This is a genomic window from Streptomyces lateritius (assembly GCF_014649715.1).
GTDB lineage: Bacteria > Actinomycetota > Actinomycetes > Streptomycetales > Streptomycetaceae > Streptomyces > Streptomyces lateritius.
The window spans coordinates 111,914-129,835 of sequence record NZ_BMTO01000001.1; the positions used below are offsets into that span (position 1 = coordinate 111,914).

The 17,922-nt window shown below is 70.0% G+C and carries 16 protein-coding genes and 1 pseudogene; 11 read left to right on the plus strand and 6 right to left on the minus strand.

All coding sequences use genetic code 11. The features are described 5' to 3' along the window. Positions 1–3: 3 nt before the first annotated feature. Together IE136_RS00570 and IE136_RS00575 are read right to left on the minus strand one after the other, a co-directional pair. Positions 4–1,266 carry an SCO2321 family membrane protein gene (locus IE136_RS00570; RefSeq protein ID WP_158986873.1) on the minus strand — a complete coding sequence of 421 codons (1,263 nt, stop codon included), beginning with the start codon at positions 1,264–1,266 and terminating at the stop codon, positions 4–6. 316 nt (positions 1,267–1,582) lie between these two features. Then, the gene (locus IE136_RS00575; protein ID WP_189599130.1) at positions 1,583–2,620 is read right to left on the minus strand and encodes a Strvi_7410 family MBL fold metallo-hydrolase; all 1,038 of its coding nucleotides are present in this window, start codon (positions 2,618–2,620) and stop codon (positions 1,583–1,585) included. A gap of 823 nt (positions 2,621–3,443) precedes the next feature. On the opposite strand from IE136_RS00575, the gene IE136_RS00580 reads away from it, so the two are divergent. The 6 genes and pseudogenes from IE136_RS00580 to IE136_RS00600 all read left to right on the plus strand — a co-directional run bounded on the left by IE136_RS00580 (position 3,444) and on the right by IE136_RS00600 (position 8,680). Then, the gene (locus IE136_RS00580) at positions 3,444–4,820 is read left to right on the plus strand and encodes a hypothetical protein (RefSeq protein ID WP_229818577.1); all 1,377 of its coding nucleotides are present in this window, start codon (positions 3,444–3,446) and stop codon (positions 4,818–4,820) included. Between the two features lie 164 nt (positions 4,821–4,984). Further along, positions 4,985–5,389 (plus strand): NUDIX hydrolase, encoded by a 405-nt coding sequence (locus IE136_RS00585; RefSeq protein WP_229818612.1) that lies wholly within the window; start codon positions 4,985–4,987, stop codon positions 5,387–5,389. Positions 5,390–5,609: 220 nt separating this feature from the next. Further along, positions 5,610–6,216: pseudogene (locus IE136_RS37015) on the plus strand (site-specific integrase); the annotation flags it as partial. Positions 6,217–6,349: 133 nt separating this feature from the next. Then, positions 6,350–7,819 (plus strand): aldehyde dehydrogenase, encoded by a 1,470-nt coding sequence (locus tag IE136_RS00590; RefSeq protein ID WP_189599131.1) that lies wholly within the window; start codon positions 6,350–6,352, stop codon positions 7,817–7,819. Beyond that, positions 7,819–8,052: a ferredoxin gene (locus tag IE136_RS00595; protein ID WP_158986863.1), complete on the plus strand. Its 234-nt coding sequence runs from the start codon at positions 7,819–7,821 to the stop codon at positions 8,050–8,052. Before IE136_RS00590 ends, IE136_RS00595 begins: the two co-directional genes overlap by 1 nt. A gap of 82 nt (positions 8,053–8,134) precedes the next feature. Next, positions 8,135–8,680, plus strand: a complete 546-nt coding sequence (locus IE136_RS00600) for a hypothetical protein (protein WP_189599132.1) — start codon at positions 8,135–8,137, stop codon at positions 8,678–8,680. 42 nt (positions 8,681–8,722) lie between these two features. Here IE136_RS00600 and IE136_RS00605 read toward each other — a convergent pair whose 3' ends face one another. Further along, a complete protein-coding gene (locus IE136_RS00605) occupies positions 8,723–9,382 on the minus strand; it encodes a TetR family transcriptional regulator (RefSeq protein WP_158986859.1) in 660 nt (219 codons plus the stop codon). Between the two features lie 207 nt (positions 9,383–9,589). Here IE136_RS00605 and IE136_RS00610 point away from each other — a divergent pair, with 207 nt between their 5' ends. The 3 genes from IE136_RS00610 to IE136_RS00620 all read left to right on the plus strand — a co-directional run bounded on the left by IE136_RS00610 (position 9,590) and on the right by IE136_RS00620 (position 12,850). Then, entirely contained in the window at positions 9,590–10,966 is a 1,377-nt protein-coding gene (locus IE136_RS00610; protein ID WP_189599133.1) for a glycosyltransferase family 4 protein, read from the plus strand. A gap of 76 nt (positions 10,967–11,042) precedes the next feature. After that, entirely contained in the window at positions 11,043–11,774 is a 732-nt protein-coding gene (locus tag IE136_RS00615) for a class I SAM-dependent methyltransferase (RefSeq protein ID WP_158986857.1), read from the plus strand. Then, positions 11,771–12,850 (plus strand): prenyltransferase/squalene oxidase repeat-containing protein, encoded by a 1,080-nt coding sequence (locus IE136_RS00620; protein ID WP_189599134.1) that lies wholly within the window; start codon positions 11,771–11,773, stop codon positions 12,848–12,850. Before IE136_RS00615 ends, IE136_RS00620 begins: the two co-directional genes overlap by 4 nt. Before the next feature lie 60 nt (positions 12,851–12,910). On the opposite strand, the gene IE136_RS00625 is transcribed toward IE136_RS00620, so the two are convergent. Continuing rightward, positions 12,911–13,204, minus strand: a complete 294-nt coding sequence (locus IE136_RS00625; RefSeq protein ID WP_158986853.1) for a hypothetical protein — start codon at positions 13,202–13,204, stop codon at positions 12,911–12,913. A 111-nt stretch (positions 13,205–13,315) separates the two neighbouring features. On the opposite strand from IE136_RS00625, the gene IE136_RS00630 reads away from it, so the two are divergent. After that, on the plus strand, positions 13,316–13,873 hold the full coding sequence (locus IE136_RS00630; protein WP_158986851.1) for a hypothetical protein: 558 nt from the start codon (positions 13,316–13,318) through the stop codon (positions 13,871–13,873). Positions 13,874–13,902: 29 nt separating this feature from the next. Here the strand turns inward: IE136_RS00630 and IE136_RS00635 are convergent, their stop codons facing one another. Further along, entirely contained in the window at positions 13,903–15,972 is a 2,070-nt protein-coding gene (locus IE136_RS00635) for a pectinesterase family protein (RefSeq protein ID WP_189599135.1), read from the minus strand. A 122-nt stretch (positions 15,973–16,094) separates the two neighbouring features. Here IE136_RS00635 and IE136_RS00640 point away from each other — a divergent pair, with 122 nt between their 5' ends. Then, a complete protein-coding gene (locus IE136_RS00640) occupies positions 16,095–16,616 on the plus strand; it encodes a GNAT family N-acetyltransferase (RefSeq protein WP_189599136.1) in 522 nt (173 codons plus the stop codon). A 138-nt stretch (positions 16,617–16,754) separates the two neighbouring features. Here the strand turns inward: IE136_RS00640 and IE136_RS00645 are convergent, their stop codons facing one another. Then, positions 16,755–17,765: an LLM class F420-dependent oxidoreductase gene (locus tag IE136_RS00645; protein ID WP_189599137.1), complete on the minus strand. Its 1,011-nt coding sequence runs from the start codon at positions 17,763–17,765 to the stop codon at positions 16,755–16,757. Between the last annotated feature and the right edge of the window lie 157 nt (positions 17,766–17,922).

Consider the following 17,922-nt stretch of genomic DNA (forward strand, 5'->3'; position numbering starts at 1 on the left):
GACTCACTTCTTGCGGCCGCTCACCAGGAAGCCGATGCCGACACCGACGACCGTGCCGATGCCGATGATCCACCAGACGTTGAAGGAGCCGGACTTCCCGTCCTCGGCACGGTCGCCCGCCGACGCGGTCGGCGCCGGCGTGGACTGCGGCGCCGGACCGGTGGCGCTGAGCTCCTTGACGAGGTCGACCGAGCCGAAGGCCCGCGGGTCGACGCCCATCGCGTTCGCTGCGAGGATCAACTGGGCGTAGGCGGCGGGGCCGTTCTCCTTCGCCCAGGCGGGGGCGTTCTTCTGCAGCCAGGTCAGCGCCCCGGTCGCCTCCTTCGTGGCGCCGGTCGCGGCGAGCGCGACGACCGCGTCGGCGGTGTTGCCGTAGTCGGGCTGCACGGCCGGGTCGGCGGCGCCGGGCATCGGCGGGGTGTTCAGGTGCCCGGTCTTCGCGAGCGCGCCGGCGAGGTGGGAGGCGCCGTTGCGGGCGGCCCGCTCGGCGGTGGGCTTGGCCAGGTCCGTGCAGGTCGGGGACTGTTCGGGCTTCACGCCGCGGGCGGTGATGCCCTTGCCGAGGCCGGCGAGGGTGGCCGCCGCGGTCGCGTCGGCGTTCGCGAGGAGCTTGCCGTTCTTGTCGGGCTGGTAGGCGAAGGCGCCCGCGCCGTCCTTCGTGGAGCAGGGGACGGCGAAGCCGAGGAGCGCGTCGTACGGCGTCTTGCCTGCGGCGGATTTCACCTCGCCCGGCTTCTGGCCCAGCGCGGCGAGCGTGCCGATCACGAGAGAGGTCGAGTTGGCGTCGCTGGGGCTGCCAGGGTTGTAGCCCCAGCCGCCGTCCTTGTTCTGGACCCCCTTCAGCCAGCCCGCGCCCGCCTTGACGGCCTTGGCCAGTGCCTCGGGGTCGGCGCTCTCCGGCTTGACCGCGGCGAGGGCGTGTACGGCGACGGCGGTGGCGTTCGTGTCCAGCATCGTGGCCGGGTCGCAGGACTTGGCGGGATCCGGCCGGTACGAGCTGAAGGCGCCGCTGTCGCACTGCTGCCGCTGCAGCCAGGTCACGGCCTGCTCGGCGGGCTGCACCCCGGTCGTCCGCTGGGCGATGAACGCGAGCGACTGGCGCCAGACGCCGTCGTAGGCCGGGTCCTTGGTGCCGTAGAGCCCGGCGGGGATCACGGGCGCCGGAGTGGCCGAGGGGGCGGGTGCGGCGGACGCGGCGGGGGCCAGTGCCGCGCAGAGCACTGCGGCGGCTGCGAACGCGGCTGCGCCGCGGCGGACGGTGGTCATGCGTGCTGGCCTCTCCTGCGGCCGGGCACCGGCACGCTCAGGGCACCAGGCTCGGCTCCGTATTCCTCGACGGTGCCGGCGGTCACGTCCCGGACGGGGCATTCCGACTCGCCGCCCGGGGGCGGCACACGGTTGCGGGTCAGTGCCGGATTTCCACCGGCTTCCCCCCGTACGGGTGTGATGACGACTCGCACACTCTACCGGCCCGTACGCCGCCCGGGCGGTGGGTGCGAGGCGCCTCACATAGCGGGCCGGGCGCCCCACCAGGGGCGCCCTCCGCCCCGCACGCGGGCGCCGCACCGCGCCCCGCACCCGGCTACACCGCCACGTACGTCACCGGGTCCGTGCCCGCCATCGCCTCCGCGCGGCCCTGCTTCACCAGGCGGCGCACATGGGCCTCGGCCTCGCTGACCGCGATGTTCCGCGAGCCGTGGGGGATCTGCTCCCACGGCCGGTTCCACTCCATCCGCTCGGCGAGCTGCCAGGGGGTGAGCGGGGTCGCCAGCAGGGCGAGGAGGCCGGTCAGCCGCTCCTCGTGGTGGTCGAGCAGTTCCCGTACCCGGCCGGCCGCGTCCGGGAAGGCGTACTGGTGGGCGGGGAGGACCTCGGCGACGCCGAGCCGGCCGATGCGCTCCAGCGAGTCCAGGTAGTCGCCGAGGGGGTCGGTGACGGTGGCGTCGTCGGGGTCTTCGTACAGGCCGATGTGCGGGGAGATGCCGGGCAGCAGATGGTCGCCGGAGAAGAGGCGGCCGTGGCCGGGGAGCCGGGCGGGGTGCTCCTCCTCCAGGTGGAGGCAGACGTGGCCCGGCGTGTGGCCGGGTGTCCAGACGGCGCGCAGCCGGCGCCCCGCGAGGTCGAGGAGCTCGCCGGGGACGATCTCGCGGTCGGGGAGGGCCGAGCGTAGTCCCGGGAGGGTGCGCACGCGGCCGGAGGAGCGGGCGGCGCGGAGCGGGGCGGTGTGTTCCTCGGGTGCGCCGACGGCGGCGAGCTTGTGGGCGAGGTAGTCGAGCCAGGCGCCGGGTTCGGAGGCACGGGTGCGGCGGACGACGGCGGTGTCGGCGGCGTGCATCGCGATCCAGGCCCCGGACTCCTCCCGCACGCGGCCGGACAGGCCGTGGTGGTCGGGATGGTGGTGGGTGATCACGACACCGTGCACGTCCCGCACGGACAGCCCGAGGGCGTCGAGCCCTCCGGTCAGCTCGCTCCAGGAAGCCGGGTCGTCCCAGCCGGTGTCGATCAGGACGGGCCCGCGGTCGGTGTCGACGACGTGGACCAGGGTGTGCCCGAGCGGGTTGTTCGGGATCGGCACCCGGAGGGACCAGACGCCTCCGCCGTGCCCGGTCACCTGGTTCATGGGACCTCATCTCTGCGCGACGGCGTGGCGCCCGCTCGACCATTGCTCACTATAACGGGAACTGACTGCCCGTCAGAGTGGCCTGCATCGGGTTGCCTTCAGGGTGCTGCTGACATGCGATCGGGCTCTCGTTGTTGGTCGTTGACGGCCGCCTCCGGGCCCCCTTGCACGGCCCGGAGACGGCCCAGCGCGGATGCCGTTGCGGGGCTCGATGAGGCGCCCCACATGGAATGGCCGCTCACCCGAAAGCGGCCCGACGGTCCTTGACCACAGCCGTTGATGCAGCCCGTAGATGGCAAAGACCCCCAACCGAGGCCGGTTGGGGGTCTTTGCCATAGGGTCCCCTGTTGAGTTCGAACCGATGAGCCCCGCTTTACGAGCCTGGCGGTGTAGGACTGAGGGGGCCCGCAGGTCAGTCCACAGATGGACAGTGCCCAGGTCAGTGAGGCATCTCGACTGGGGCAACCCGCCATTGACCGTGGCTGACCGCCTGATCTGCCACGGCTGTGGCATGTGACCTCTTCGCTCCGAGGCGACTCGGGCGGACACTTGACTTTAGGCTGGTGTGGCCTTCATCTGCGGCTATGGTCCGCGCCGGGAGCAGCTTCATGTGTACGCTCCACGGCCTGGCGGTAGCCTCAAGTAGTGGCTGGACTCACTTGGCATCTCGGGAGAGAATATGGCTTTCTCAGGCGGTCAAGATCTCCAGTACCTGGAGTCACTCGACTCTGTGCGGATGCCCTGGCTACGTCCGACTGACGTCTCGGACTCCGAGCGGCAACGACGGGATGACCACGAGCTTCAGGTCTTTGTCGAAGTACTCATGACGCTTGCACTTGGGCGCGACGTCGTCGTTCCTCAGTCCTATGCATTCGATTCCATTGGATTTCTCAGTGTCGCACGCACAGTACTCCAGGTCCGCAATAGGGTAGCCATCGATGAACACCCTTTTCGGATTCATCTCTCCAGGGTGGATTCCTTCGAAGATGCCATAGCAGGCATGCTCAGCCGCACCTTCGATGAGAATCGCCCATTTTTTAGTTCTTTGCTGCCAGAACTCCACAAGCCGGAACAGTACGGTCTTGATCCTGGTGACGTTCGCTGGCAGTCCGAGAACCTCGATCGCCTACTCAATAGCGACTGGATAGGGGTCGATCGGGCGCAGGCGCTAAACGATATTCGTGCGGAATTCCGAGGTCTGCCCCGAATCAGGGCAAACCCCTCAGCGGCACCATTGGGGCTGGGAGAGCTGCTCGCCTCCACCATTGAGGAGGCATCCCCAATGGGCCGAACGGCGCAGTCTCTTCCCGAACCTTTCCGCGAGGTGCATGCAGAGCTCGTGAACGCGATTCGCCGCCTTGATCCTACGCGTTCGCAGGCGTTCGGCGAACGCAGTCGACTCCGACTCCGAGACCCGTGGCCCAACGATCCGGGTCGTCGGACACCCGAGGAAATCGTCGGAAGCAAAAGTACTCTCGATCTAGTAATCGAGTTCGTCGACACTTTGTACAATGCGATCGTGGCTGATTCTATCGGAGTTGCGCCCGCGACCTTCAGTACTGACGTAGCCGTCGGGGACCGGGTCCTCATCTCACGCGCGATCGCGCAAGAGCTCGCGATCGCGCAATATCGTTCGGGAGCGCACCAAGCAGCTTGGTTGCCACGCCAGGACGTATCGGTAGGCGAATCAGAGGAACATCCGTTGTTCGAAGTGCGGCTCAATTCGCAAGCCGCCGTCACGGAGAATCAGACCCGTGACCAGTTGTCGAATCTGAGGGACAGCGCGGTAGACGCCATCGCCGCTCTCCTTGACGCTCGGGCGCAGCGGGGAGGTTCGGGCCGGGCCCGGTCGCCCTTCTGGAAGGGGCTGGACAAGTTGGCTGCGGCAGAGGACGCTGCGGCCGCCCGGAAGGCACTTGATGCTCATCTCGCCTGCGTCGCCTCCATCCTCGGCGGTCAGGGTGATGCTGGCCTGGTAGGAAAATTTGGAGTTCAGGTTTTCCTTACCGGCAGCGGTTCCGCCGGACCTGCAATTGCGGCCGCGCTCTGGCAATTTCCGGGTATCCTCGAATTCCCTGCAATAGCCATCGGGGCAGTTGCCCCTACCGTTGCCCAAAAGGGAGTTCAATCCGTCCGCCGCTGGCAGGGCACGCGGCGTCGGGCCCATGCACTCGGAAGAGTCGTCGACGTGAGGGGATAACAGCTTTGAGAAACCCGGGACGCCCCGAGCCCATCCGCCGAAGGCGCGAAGTTCTCGCCTATGCGAATCGCTTCGCCCAGGTCTTCGATGACGAGGTGGAGTTCCCGGACGGCACCTCTGGTCGGTACTTGAGAATCGCAAATCGCGGTGAAGGTCCAGGCGTCGTGATATTGCCCATCCATGGGATAACCGTCGGGCTCGTCCAGACATACCGATACCCGGTGAAATCATGGCAGTGGGGCTTGCCTCGCGGTTTCTCCCACGATCGCGATCCCCTCGTCACTGCCCGGATGGAACTCCACGAAGAGCTTGGCGTGCAAGACGCCGAATTCGAACTCTTGGGCGTGATGACACCAGATTCAGGACTGTTGGCGACCCGGGTTGCCATAGTCCTCGCCCGAGTCAACGACCCCACGGGGCAAGCAGTTGATGTGCAAGAAGTCGCTGCCGTGCGCTGGCTCCACATCCGAGAGCTATGGCATTGGGTAGCCCAGGGGCGCATTGAGGACGGAATGTCTCTGGCTGCGCTGACTCTTGCCCACGCGCTCGATCACCTGCCCAGCCCTTAAGGCGCGCAAGCGAGTCCACGCGCCGAGGAAGAGGCGCATCAGCCTTGATGGGGCCGGTGACTGTCTTGTGCCCTGCTGTTGATGAATGAAGTCGGCGGAACGACGTTGGCCGGGAGCTGCTTTGGCGCGAGTGGTCATGGCCCCGTAAGCTTCCGGCGCGTCGGGCAGTCTGTGGACCTGCCTGATAAAGCACGACGTTGGGGCCATGATCTTCGAGGCTCTCCGACAGGGAGAGATCTTCGGGCTCCCCGTGGATGAGGCCGGCTTCCTCACTGGGTGGCTGCCCGTCGGCTATCAGGTGAAGTTGAGCGGCGGCCGTGCGGTCTTCGCACCGCCGAAGCGAGGCAAGGTCCGTGACGTTCCCCTGTTCAAGCGGGTGGCGTCGCCGCGCGCATGGAGCGGTTCCCGCCGACCGAGGTCACGCTGCCGTGGCTCACCACGGACGGGCCGATGGTGACCAAGAGGCTGATCTGCACCACGGAGGAGGGCAGGGCTGTCGTCCGGCACTACTTCAACACTGCCGCCTGGAAGCCTGCCCTGGTGGCCGCAGGATTCCTTCCCGAGCCTGAACCGGGGGAGAGGGTGCAGGAGTCGCGGGAGGACGGCATGCGCGCGCTCAGGCACTTCTACACCTCGGTCCTGCTGGACGCGGGGGAGAACATCAAGGCGCTGAGCGGTTACCTCGGGCACGCGGACCCGGGGTTCACGCTGCAGGTGTACACGCACCTCATGCCGAGCGCGAGAGCCGGACCCGGGAGGCCGTCGACAACGTGTATCAGGGGGTTGGCGGGGCGCCTGACGGCCCAGAGGCGGCCCAAGCGGCATGACGAAGGCCCCCACCAGTCGCAAAGTGGCTGGTGGGGGCCCAACCCGTCCGCAGCATTGCCCCCTATAACTAGAACTGGTATCAGTTCTGAAACACAGTCAGTAAACGTCGCGGGTTCCTGGAGGCAGTCGGTCATGACCGAGCTTGTGGAGCACGGAAAGCTGTACATCGGCGGGAAGTTGACCGATCCGCTCGGGACGGACGTCATCGAGGTGGTCTCGCCCCACACCGAAGAGGTCATCGGCCGCGTCCCGCACGCCTCCGAGGCCGATGTCGACCGGGCCGTCGCCGCCGCCCGGGAGGCGTTCGACCACGGGCCCTGGCCGCGGATGAGTGTCGCGGAGCGGATCGAGGTCGTCACGCGGATCAAGGACGCCGTCGCCGTACGCCACGAGGAGATCGCCCGATCCGTCAGCGCCCAGAACGGCTCCCCGTACTCCTGGAGCGTTCTCGCCCAGGCGCTCGGCGCGATGATGGTCTGGGACGCGGCCATCACCGTCGCGCGCGACTTCCCGTACGAGAGGCAGCGCGCCGGGGTGCTCGGGCCGATCCTGGTGCGGAGGGAGCCCGTGGGGGTGGTCGCGGCGGTCGTGCCGTGGAACGTGCCGCAGTTCACGGCCGCCGCCAAGCTCGGGCCCGCCCTGCTCGCCGGCTGCACGGTGGTCCTCAAGCCGTCGCCGGAGGCCCCGCTCGACTCGTACATCCTCGCCGACATCGCGACCGAGGCCGGGCTCCCCGAGGGCGTGCTGTCGATCCTGCCCGCCGACCGCGAGGTCAGCGAGTACCTGGTCGGGCACCCCGGCGTCGACAAGGTGTCCTTCACCGGATCGGTCGCGGCCGGGAAGCGGGTGATGGAGGTCGCCTCCCGCAACCTCACCCGCGTCACCCTCGAACTCGGTGGCAAGTCCGCGGCCGTGATCCTGCCGGACGCCGATCTGGAGTCGGCCGTCGCCGGGATCGTCCCGGCGGCCTGGCTGAACAACGGTCAGGCGTGCGTCGCCCAGACCCGCGTCCTCGCGCCGCGCGGCAGGTACGAGGAGATCGCCGAGGCGTTGGCCGCGGCCGCCGGGGCGCTGGTCGTCGGCGACCCGCTCGACCCCGCGACCCAGGTCGGCCCGCTCGTCGCCCGGCGGCAGCGGCAGCGGTCGCTCGACTACATCGGGATCGGCCAGGAGGAGGGCGCCAAGGTCCTCGCGGGCGGCGGCCGCCCGGCCGGCCTGGAGCGCGGCTGGTACGTCGAGCCGACCCTCTTCGGAGGCGTCGACAACGCGATGCGGATCGCCCGCGAGGAGATCTTCGGGCCGGTCGTCTGTCTGCTTCCGTACGGGGACGAGAGCGAGGCGCTGCGGATCGCGAACGACTCCGACTACGGGCTCAGCGGCAGCGTCTGGACCGGCGACGTGGAGCACGGCATCGACTTCGCCCGCCAGGTGCGGACGGGCACCTTCAACGTCAACACCTTCAGCCTGGACATGCTCGGTCCTTTCGGCGGCTACAAGAACTCCGGCCTGGGCCGGGAGTTCGGTCCGGAGGGCTTCGGGGAGTACCTGGAGCACAAGATGGTCCACCTCCCGGCGGGGTACGAGGGGCCGGGTGGTGCGTGATGGGCGACCGCTGGCACGTGGAGGTCGACCGGGGGGTGTGCATCGGCTCCGGCATGTGCGTCAACCACGCCCCGGACGGCTTCCGGCTCGACACCGCCCGCCAGTCGCACCCCACCCGGCCGGAGGCCGACGCGAACGAGAGCGTGCTCGCGGCGGCTGAGGGATGCCCGGTCGAGGCGATCCTGATCACCCTGCTCGACGGCGGGGAGCCGGTCTTCCCGCCCGAGGAGTAGGCGGGGAGCCGTTCCCGCGTGCAAAACTTCTGTCTTGATCACGGGGGCGACAGGCCCGCGTGCACCCAGGATCGGGAGAGTTGTGCGCAAGGCGAAGTGGGTGGCCGCGGCCGCCGGTGTGGTGTTGCTGGTCGCGGGCTGCGGCGGCGAGGGCGGTTCGGGCAAGCGCGGTGGCTCGTCCGGCGGTTCCTCGGCGGGGTCCTCGTCCGGCTCCACCGGCGGCGGCGGTTCGGAGGCGGGCGGCAGCCTGGACGCGGACGCGGTGACCAAGGAGATCACGGACGCGGCCACGGCGGCGGGCTTCACGCAGGACTCCTCCGGCGAGGACGTCCCGGCGAAGCTGAAGGACTGCATGGTGTCCTGGACGGCCGACGCGAAGAAGGCGGCGGACCCGAAGAAGTCCTACGACGCCACGGTGAAGACGCTGTCCGGCGGCGGCTGGAAGGAGGGCCAGAAATTCGAGCAGAACGGCTCCACCATCAAGACGCTGGACAAGGAGAACTGGACCCTCAAGGCCAGCAACCACGGCGCCACCGGCTTCGCGATGGTGATGTTCATCGCCTCCGACAACTCCGCCGAGTGCGCGGCGCTGTTCAAGGCCGACCTGGAGCAGAACAAGAAGTCGTAGCGACTGCCGACAAGCGGCCGACTCGACTCCGCCGGCGGTCGGTCAGACCGGCGCCGTGCGGCCGGACCGCGCCGTCGGGCCGGCCGCCGGGGCCGGTCGGGACGGTGACGCCGTCAGGTCGATCAGCCGGCAGACGGTCTCGATGTCGATCTTCACCTGCGCGATCGAGGCCCGCCCCGACAGCCAGGTGATCAGGGCCGAGTGCCAGGTGTGCTCGATCACCCGCACCGCCGACAGCTGCTGCGGCGTCGGGTGCTCGAGCCCCATCGCGTCCAGGATGATCGCCGTCGTCAGCCGCGAGACCGTGTCCACCTCGGGGCTCACGCTCCGGTCCGCGAACGTCAGAGCCCGCACCATCGCGTCCGCGAGCTGTGGCTCCCGCTGGAGCGCCCGGAACGCCCGCATCAGCGTCTCGGCGACCCGATCCGCCGCGTTCTCGCCCGCCGGCGGGCGCTTGCGCAGCGTCGTGTGCATGCGCTGGAGCTGGTCCTGCATCGTCGCGACCAGCAGATGGATCTTGGAGGGGAAATAGCGGTAGAGCGTACCCAGGGCCACCCCGGCCGCCTCGGCGACCTCGCGCATCTGTACGGCGTCGAAACCGCCCCGCCCGGCCAGCTGCGCGCTGGCGTGCAGGATGCGGCGCCGACGCGCCTCCTGGCGCTCTGTCAGGGGCGGCGAGGCCGGTCTGTCTTCCGCGGTCATCAGGTCCCGTTCCGTGCGGTGGAGGAGCGACAGTATGGCGAGGCGGCCGCCGTGGCGCGAATCACCTGGTGCGCCTCTTACGGCACGACTACCTGCCGGTAGATTCAGTGCTCCTTGAACGATCAAGAACGATCAAGTCTGAAACTTGTTCTAGATTAGCGCGAGCGGTTACGCTCCCGCGAAACGCAAGCTCGAAGGGGGCCGCGAGTGACCGCTGAGGCCATAGAAGCAGGCCCCCGCCAGGGCGCCTCCCCGGCTGCCTCCCCGGCCGTCGCTCGGGACGCGGGCGGGGAAGGTGACCGTCCGTTGCGGATCGCTCTCCTCACGTACAAGGGGAACCCGTTCTGCGGCGGCCAGGGCGTCTACGTACGGCACCTCTCCCGCGAACTCGCCCGGCTCGGCCACCACGTCGAGGTCGTCGGCTCGCAGCCGTACCCCACCCTGGACGAAGGCGTTGCGCTCACCGAGCTCGCCAGCCTCGACCTCTACCGCTCGCCGGACCCGTTCCGTACGCCCGGGCGCGACGAGTACCGCGACTGGATCGACGCCCTCGAGGTCGCCACGATGTGGACCGGCGGCTTCCCCGAGCCCCTGACCTTCTCCCTGCGGGCCCGGCGCATGCTCGCCGCCCGCCGCGGCGACTTCGACGTCGTCCACGACAACCAGACACTGGGCTACGGACTCCTGGGAGACCTGGGCGCGCCCCTGGTCACCACGATCCACCACCCCATCACCGTCGACCGGCAGCTCGAACTCGAAGCCGCCGCCGACTGGAAGCGCCGCGCCTCCGTCCGCCGCTGGTACGCCTTCACCCGGATGCAGAAGCGGGTGGCCCGCCGCCTGCCCTCGGTCCTGACCGTCTCCGGCACCTCCCGCCAGGAGATCGTCGACCACCTCGGCGTCCGCGAGGACCGCATCCAAGTCGTCCACATCGGCGCCGACACCGCCCTCTGGTCGCCGGACCCGGCCGTCGCCGAGATCCCCGGCCGGATCGTCACGACCTCCAGCGCCGACGTCCCCCTCAAGGGCCTGATCCACCTCGTCGAGGCTCTCGCCAAGCTCCGCACCGAGAACCCGGCCGCCCACCTCGTCGTCGTCGGCAGGCGCGCCGAGGACGGGCCGGTCGCGCAGGCCATCGAACGGTACGGACTCCAGGACGCGGTCGAGTTCGTCAAGGGCATCTCCGACGCCGAACTGGTGGACCTCGTGCGCTCCGCTCAGGTCGCCTGCGTGCCGTCCCTGTACGAGGGGTTCTCGCTGCCCGCCGCCGAGGCCATGGCCACCGGGACCCCGCTCGTCGCCACCACCGGCGGCGCGATCCCCGAGGTCGCGGGGCCGGACGGCGAAACCTGCCTGGCCGTGCCCCCCGGCGACGCGGGCGCCCTCTCGGCCGCGCTCGCCCGGCTGCTCGGTGACGCGGACCTGCGGGCCCGCCTGGGAGCCGCGGGACGCGCACGGGTTCTGGCCAACTTCACCTGGGCCAGGGCCGCCCAGGGCACCGCGGACCTCTACCGTGAGGCCATCGCGCGCAGCGGAGCCCCCCGAGGGGCCGACAGCGCAGCCCGCCACGGAGCCCGTACGTGACGGCCTCGCCGACGCCCCCGCACCACCACCCACCCCGCCACTCTCGTACCGCCATCCCTCCGGAAGGGCAGACCCCGTGCTGACCGTCGACTTCACCCGCTTCCCGCTCGCCCCCGGCGACCGCGTGCTCGACCTGGGCTGCGGTGCGGGCCGGCACGCCTTCGAGTGCTACCGGCGCGGCGCCCAGGTCGTGGCCCTCGACCAGAACGGCGAGGAGATCCGCGAGGTCGCCAAGTGGTTCGCGGCGATGAAGGAGGCCGGCGAGGCCCCGGCCGGCGCGACCGCCACCGCCATGGAGGGCGACGCGCTCAACCTGCCCTTCCCCGACGAGTCCTTCGACGTCGTCATCATCTCCGAGGTCATGGAGCACATCCCGGACGACAAGGGCGTGCTCGCGGAGATGGTCCGCGTCCTGAAGCCCGGCGGCCGGATCGCCGTCACCGTCCCGCGCTACGGCCCCGAGAAGATCTGCTGGAGCCTCTCCGACGCCTACCACGAGGTCGAGGGCGGACACATCCGCATCTACAAGGCCGACGAGCTCCTCGCCAAGATCCGCCAGGCCGGCCTCAAGCCGTACGGCACCCACCACGCGCACGCGCTGCACTCGCCGTACTGGTGGCTGAAGTGCGCCTTCGGCGTGGACAACGACAAGGCGCTGCCCGTCCGGGCGTACCACAAGCTCCTGGTCTGGGACATCATGAAGAAGCCCGCCCTGACCCGGGTCGCCGAGCAGCTGCTCAACCCGGTCGTCGGCAAGAGCTTCGTGGCGTACGCGACCAAGCCCCACCTGCCCAAGGGTGACGCGTGACGAGTCCCGAGCGGATCGCCGAGCACCTCCTCCTGCCCGGCGTCCTCACCGCCGAGCAGGCCGCGGAGACCGTCACAGGAATACTCGCCGCCCAGCGCGAGGACGGCGCCATCCCGTGGTTCCGCGGCCACCACCTCGACCCCTGGGACCACGTCGAGGCCGCCATGGCCCTGGACACCGCCGGCGAACACGCGGCGGCCACCCGGGCGTACGAGTGGCTGGCACGGCACCAGAACCTCGACGGCTCCTGGTACGCGGCCTACCGCGACGGCGACCCGACGAACGTCACCGACGAGGGCCGGGAGACCAACTTCGTCGCCTACGTCGCCGTCGGCGTCTGGCACCACTACCTCGCCACCGGCGACGACGCCTTCCTCGACCGGATGTGGCCCGTCGTCTTCGCCGCCGTCGAGTTCGTGCTCGCCCTGCAGCAGCCGGGCGGCCAGATCGGCTGGAAGCGCGAGGCGGACGGGACACCGATCACGGACGCGCTGCTGACCGGCAGTTCCTCGATCCACCAGGCGCTGCGCTGCGCGCTCGCCATCGCCGACGAGCGCGAGGAGCCGCAGCCCGACTGGGAGCTGGCGGCCGGTGCGCTCGGCCACGCGATCCGCAACCACCCCGAGCGCTTCCTCGACAAGTCCCGCTACTCCATGGACTGGTACTACCCGGTCCTCGGCGGCGCGCTGACGGGAGCCGCGGCCACCGCCCGGATCGCCGCGCGCTGGGACGAGTTCGTCGTCCCCGGGCTCGGTGTGCGCTGCGTGCTGCCCAACCCGTGGGTGACGGGCGGCGAGAGCTGCGAACTCGCCCTCGCGCTCTGGGTGACGGGGGAGTCCGACCGGGCCCTGGAGATCCTGCAGTCCATCCAGCACCTGCGCGCCGAGGGCGGCATGTACTGGACCGGGTACGTCTTCGAGGGCGACAGGGCCGTGTGGCCCGAGGAACTCACCACCTGGACGGCCGGCTCGCTCCTCCTCGCCGTGGCGGCGCTGGGCGGCGACGAGGCGACCGGGGCGGTCTTCGGAGGCGAGCGGCTGCCGAGGGGCCTGGAACCGGACTGCTGCGGCGCCTGACGCCCCGGGGGGTCCGGGTGTCCCGGCTGTTTCAGGCTTCCCGTGCGTCAGTGGCGGGCGTCAGTGACGGCGCAGCAGGCGGCCCGCCACCATGTGGCCGACGACGAGGTACACCACGGCGGCGAGACCGTAGCCGGCGACCACCCGTGCCCATGCCTCGTCGAAGGTGAACAGGTCGTGCGACCAGCCCGCCAGCCAGCTCGCCACGTCCCGGATGAACTCCACGAACCCGTTGGCCCGGTTGGCACCCAGCACGTACATCAGGATCCAGAGGCCGATGATCGCGGCCATGACATCGGCGACGACGCTGATCACCCTCGCCGCCTGCGTGGTGTTACTCCGTCCGGAAGTCATGCGGCTCGTGTTACCGGGCGTTGCCGTTCGAAACCCGTTCGGAGTCGCCCGGGTGGTGGAACGCCGGCCCCGGGGCGAGGCTGACGCCAAAGCCCCCAGGGAGGTCCCGCCGTGCCCACATCCGCCCCGACACGACTGCGCCGCGCCCTCGTGGCCCTGTTCCTGTCCTGTGCGCTTCTCGCGACCACGGCCGCGTGCGGGGGTGACGGCGAGCCGGGCGCGAACGGGAGCGCGACACCGACGAGCACCGCCTCCTTCGAGCAGCAGCGGCTCGCCAAGACCCGGTTCGTGGCCAACGCCGGCCTCGCGGCCGGCGCCACGTACCAGTGGATCGTGAAGCCGTACCGCGAGGGGAAATTCAAGAAGGGTGCCGACGGCCGGGCCTTCGCCCTGGTGAAGGCGGGCCTGGCGGGCACGTTCGCGTACAACCGGCTCAAGGCGGCGGTGAACAACGCCAAGGGCGACGCGCTGCTCTCGAAGGCGGTGGCGCCGCTGACGGCGGGCATCGACTCGCTGAAGGACCTCGGGACGAAGCTGAGGAAGGGCGAGGCGAGCGAGGCGGACGTCGGTGCCCTCGAGAACGTCATCAACAGCGTGAAGGACGCCGGGAAGAGCGCGGGCGCCGAGGTGACCGACAAGGTGCCGAGCACCTCCCAGCTCGGCGGCTGAGGGCCTCAGCGGCGCCCGCGCCTCCTCTGTCAGGCGGTGGGGTTCCAGCCGCCGAGCCAGTCCGCGACCTTCTGGTCCGCCGCCTGCGCGTCCGTCAGCTGCGGACGGTCGACGCTCGACGCGCCCGAACCCGCGCCCGGACCGGTGTTCCGGTACTCCGCGAACCGGTCGTCCTTCCAGGAGAAGCCGCCCATGTCGGTCCAGGGCGTGGTCTTGATCGCCGCGCTGAGCGTGCTGTTGCGGACCGTCGCCTGCGGGTCGACGGTCGTGTCCCCGCCGGGGTGCCAGTTGCGGCCCAGGAAGAAGCTGCCCGCGGCCACGTCGCCGTTGACGGTGGAGCGGTTGATCAGGATGCCCTTGCGGCCGGCGGGCGTGCTCGGAGCGGTGATGTAGCCGGCGGAGGTGCCGTTCCAGCGCTTCTTGAGGGTGATGACCGACCGGTCGATGACGGCCGTCGCCCGGCCGAAGACGAAGTCGACGTTCCCCGTGATGTACGAGTTGGTGACGTAGACGCGCCCGAGCTTGTCCTTGGCGGCGGTCTCCATCTCCAGGGTGTCCTGGTCGCCGTTGACGATCACGCCGTCGAGGACGATCCGGTCGGCGGACGTCAGCAGCGCCACCGCCTGGTTGGCGATGTCCTGGTGGCTCGCCTCGTCGAAGTCGTTGGTGACGGTGAGGTTGCGCAGCTGCGAGTCGTCGGACTGGACGGAGACGGTGGCGCTGCCCGGAGTGCCGTACGTGCCGGAGCCGTCCGGCTTCCGCATGCCGGCCGCGTTGCCGAAGACGATGACCGTGTCCTTGCGGCTGGCGCCCGTGCCCTGGATCGTGACGTGCGGCTTGTTCGAGGGGACCTTGACCGTCTCACGGTACGTGCCCGGCTTGACCTGGACGACGACCCGGGAGGGGTTGTTCACCGGGACGGCGTTCACGGCCGCCTGCACGGTCCGGTACTGGCCGGAGCCGTCCTGGGCGACGGTGAGGGTGGTGGCGGCGGCCGTAGCGGCTGAAGCCGATGCCGTACCGATGGAAGCGCGCGGCCCCGCGCCGGACTTCAGGAGCGCGGGCACGTCGGCGGCCTTGTCGAGGGTGTAGCCGTAGAACGCCTTCGGGTCGAAGGCACTGCCACCGCTCTCGTTGCGGCCGGCGGTGGCGGAGAAGAGGTTGCCGCGCTGGACGAGGGAGGCGGCGGCGTCCTTGGTGACGGGGTTGTTCACGCCCTGGAAGGAGGAGTTCTCCAGGACCATCTTCGTCCTCCCCCGTGCGTAGTTGCCGTACGACGAGGTGATGCCCGTGCCCGGCACGTCCTCCAGGAAGTTGTTGTAGAGGTGCGCGTGGGCGGCGTTGTCCGTGGAGGGATTGCGCTGCTCGGTCTCGCGGATCCAGTTGTGGTGGATCGTGATGTCGGTGACGACGTTCTCGGTCCAGCCGATGCCGAAGGTCTTGTTGTTCTGGCTGAGCTTGTTCCAGGACACGGTGACGTAGGTGCTGTCCTTGCGGACGTCGATGAGTCCGTCCGCCATGTGCCGCAGATCGTTGTGGTCGATCCAGACGTGATGGGCGCCGTCCATCTGAACGGCGTCGAAGTCGTGCGCCTTGTCGTTCCAGACGCCCTGGTACGCGTCCCGGATCGTCAGGTTCCGGATGATGACGTTGTGCACGCCCTGCCCGAGGAAGAAGCCGCCCCCGACGATGTGGCCGGAGGTCCCCGAGCCGACGATCGTCTTGTCGGAGGCGACCCTGATCTCCTTGCCCACCGGGTTCATGGTGATCGTGCCGGCGACCACGATGACGTACGGCTCCGGCGCCGTCGCGTACTTCTCCAGGTCGGCGAGGGTCTTCACGGTGACGGTCCGGCCGCCCCGGCCTCCGTACGTGCCCTTCTGCCCCAGGGCGTCGACCGACGCGAAGCCGTCGGCGACGGCCGTCGCCCAGGCGGGTGCGCCGGCGGCCGACGCCTCGGGCGCGGCGTCCTCGCCGAAGACGCCGAACGTGGTGCCGTACGCCATGACCCCTGCGGCACCGAGGGCCAGCGGCAGCCCGACGATCAGCCCCGCCCGACGCCTGCGGTGCCGGGCCTTGGGGGTGCGGTTCTTGCTCACGGTCGCTTCCGTTCGTGTGGGGGACGGTTCGTCCCCCTGTCGCCGCCGGACGGAAGAAGGTTGCCGTCGGCCGTGCGGCACGTGCCGAGAAAAGCACTGGCCGTGCCCTTGCGGTGATCGGCATGCTCATGGCCGTGATCACCGCACACGACTCCACCGATGCCACCGTCGTCCTCCCGGTCGGCGTCCGTGACCTGCTGCCCCGAGACCTGCCCGCATGCACCTGGTCGGGATCGGCCACCCACCTGCGCCACGTGGAGCGGGAGTTGGCGCGCGCCGCGGTCGGCGAGGCGGACTACCTGGCCGTATGCACCCCTGTGGATCTGCCGGTGGCGATCGGTGGCATCGACTACCAGGTGTCCGAGGGAGCCGGAACCCTGTGGCAGCTCGCCGTGCTCCCGGCACTCCGGTCCCGCGGCCTGGGCACGCTGCTGGTCCGAGCCGCTGAACAGAGGATCAGGAACCGCGGCCTGCCGAGGGCCGAACTCGCCGTGGAGGAGAACAATCCTCGGGCTCGCGCCCTGTACGAGCGCTTGGGCTACGCCGTGTACGGGCGGAAGCCGGACGCCTGGGACGAGGAAGGGCCTGATGGGTCGATCCGTCGCTACGAGACGATGTGCCTTCTCCTGGGGAGGGACCTGTGAGGTCCTGATCATCGGGACCGGGACGGAGGACCAGGCCTCACCGCGGAATCCGGGTAGGCGTGCTCAGGCATGTCGCCGGGTGCGCCGTCACTCTGGTCACCATGTGCTCCGACGGCGTCAACGCACCGGAGGCGCCGCCTAGGAGTTGAGTTCCGCGAGGAGGCGCAGCGTGGCCGGGTCCGGGGACGTGATCAACAGGTCGGTGACCGGGCCGTCGCGCCACAGGTCCAGCCGTTCGGCGATCCGTTCCCGCGGGCCGACGAGGGAGATCTCGTCCGCGAAGGCGTCCGGCACGGCGAGTACCGCCTCCTCGCGACGGCCGGCCGCGAACAGCTCCTGAATGTGCCGGGCTTCGGAGGCGTACCCCATGCGGCCCATCAGGTCGGCGTGGAAGTTGCGGGCGGCGTGGCCCATGCCGCCGATGTAGAAGCCGAGCATCGCCTTGACCGGCAGTAGTCCCTCGGTGATGTCGTCGCACAGCCGGGCGCGGACCATCGGGGCGACGAGGAAGCGATCGGGGAGGCGTTCCGGCAGGGCGTACACCTCGGCCCAGCGGGTCGGTGACCAGTAGAGCGGCAGCCAGCCGTCGGCGATGGCGAGCGTCTGCGCGATGTTCTTCGGCCCCTCGGCGCCGAGCAGGATCGGCAGGTCCGCCCGGAGCGGGTGGGTGATCGGCTTGAGCGCCTTGCCGAGCCCCGTGCCGTCCTCCCCGGCGTACGGGTGGGAGTGGAAGCGCCCGTCGAGCGCGACGGGCCCCTCGCGGCGCAGGACCTGGCGGATCACGTCCACGTACTCGCGGGTCGCGGTCAGGGGGGAGCGAGGGAAGGGGCGTCCGTACCAGCCCTCCACGACCTGAGGCCCGGAGAGGCCGAGCCCGAGCATCGTCCGGCCCCCGGAGAGATGGTCGAGCGTGAGCGCGTGCATGGCGGTCGCCGTCGGCGTCCGCGCGGCCATCTGCGCGACGGCGGTGCCGAGCCTGATCCGTGTGGTGTGCGCGGCGATCCAGGTCAGCGCGGTGAACGCGTCGGACCCCCACGCCTCGGCCGTCCACACGGAGGCGTACCCGAGCCGCTCGGCCTCGCGGGCCAGCTCGACGTGGGTGGGGGCGGGGCCGCGCCCCCAGTAGCCGAGGGCGAGTCCGAGCCGCATGACCCCACCAACCTTTCTGACGATCCGTCAGTCAACGCCGGTCGGACTGTACGACAACGGCCCCTCGTCCGGAAGGGATTCCGGACGAGGGGCCGTCATGCGGGCCGGAGGGTCAGCCGCGCTGGATGCCGGTGGTGTCCTGCAGGACGCCGCGGCG

Excerpts from the sequence above, each read along its gene's own strand:
- IE136_RS00570 (WP_158986873.1), bottom strand. The coding sequence starts at position 1,266 with ATGACCACCGTCCGCCGCGGCGCAGCCGCGTTCGCAGCCGCCGCAGTG.
- IE136_RS00575 (WP_189599130.1), bottom strand. The coding sequence starts at position 2,620 with ATGAACCAGGTGACCGGGCACGGCGGAGGCGTCTGGTCCCTCCGGGTG.
- IE136_RS00580 (WP_229818577.1), top strand. The coding sequence starts at position 3,444 with ATGACGCTTGCACTTGGGCGCGACGTCGTCGTTCCTCAGTCCTATGCA.
- IE136_RS00590 (WP_189599131.1), top strand. The coding sequence starts at position 6,350 with ATGACCGAGCTTGTGGAGCACGGAAAGCTGTACATCGGCGGGAAGTTG.
- IE136_RS00595 (WP_158986863.1), top strand. The coding sequence starts at position 7,819 with ATGGGCGACCGCTGGCACGTGGAGGTCGACCGGGGGGTGTGCATCGGC.
- IE136_RS00605 (WP_158986859.1), bottom strand. The coding sequence starts at position 9,382 with ATGACCGCGGAAGACAGACCGGCCTCGCCGCCCCTGACAGAGCGCCAG.
- IE136_RS00625 (WP_158986853.1), bottom strand. The coding sequence starts at position 13,204 with ATGACTTCCGGACGGAGTAACACCACGCAGGCGGCGAGGGTGATCAGC.
- IE136_RS00640 (WP_189599136.1), top strand. The coding sequence starts at position 16,095 with ATGCTCATGGCCGTGATCACCGCACACGACTCCACCGATGCCACCGTC.
- IE136_RS00645 (WP_189599137.1), bottom strand. The coding sequence starts at position 17,765 with ATGCGGCTCGGACTCGCCCTCGGCTACTGGGGGCGCGGCCCCGCCCCC.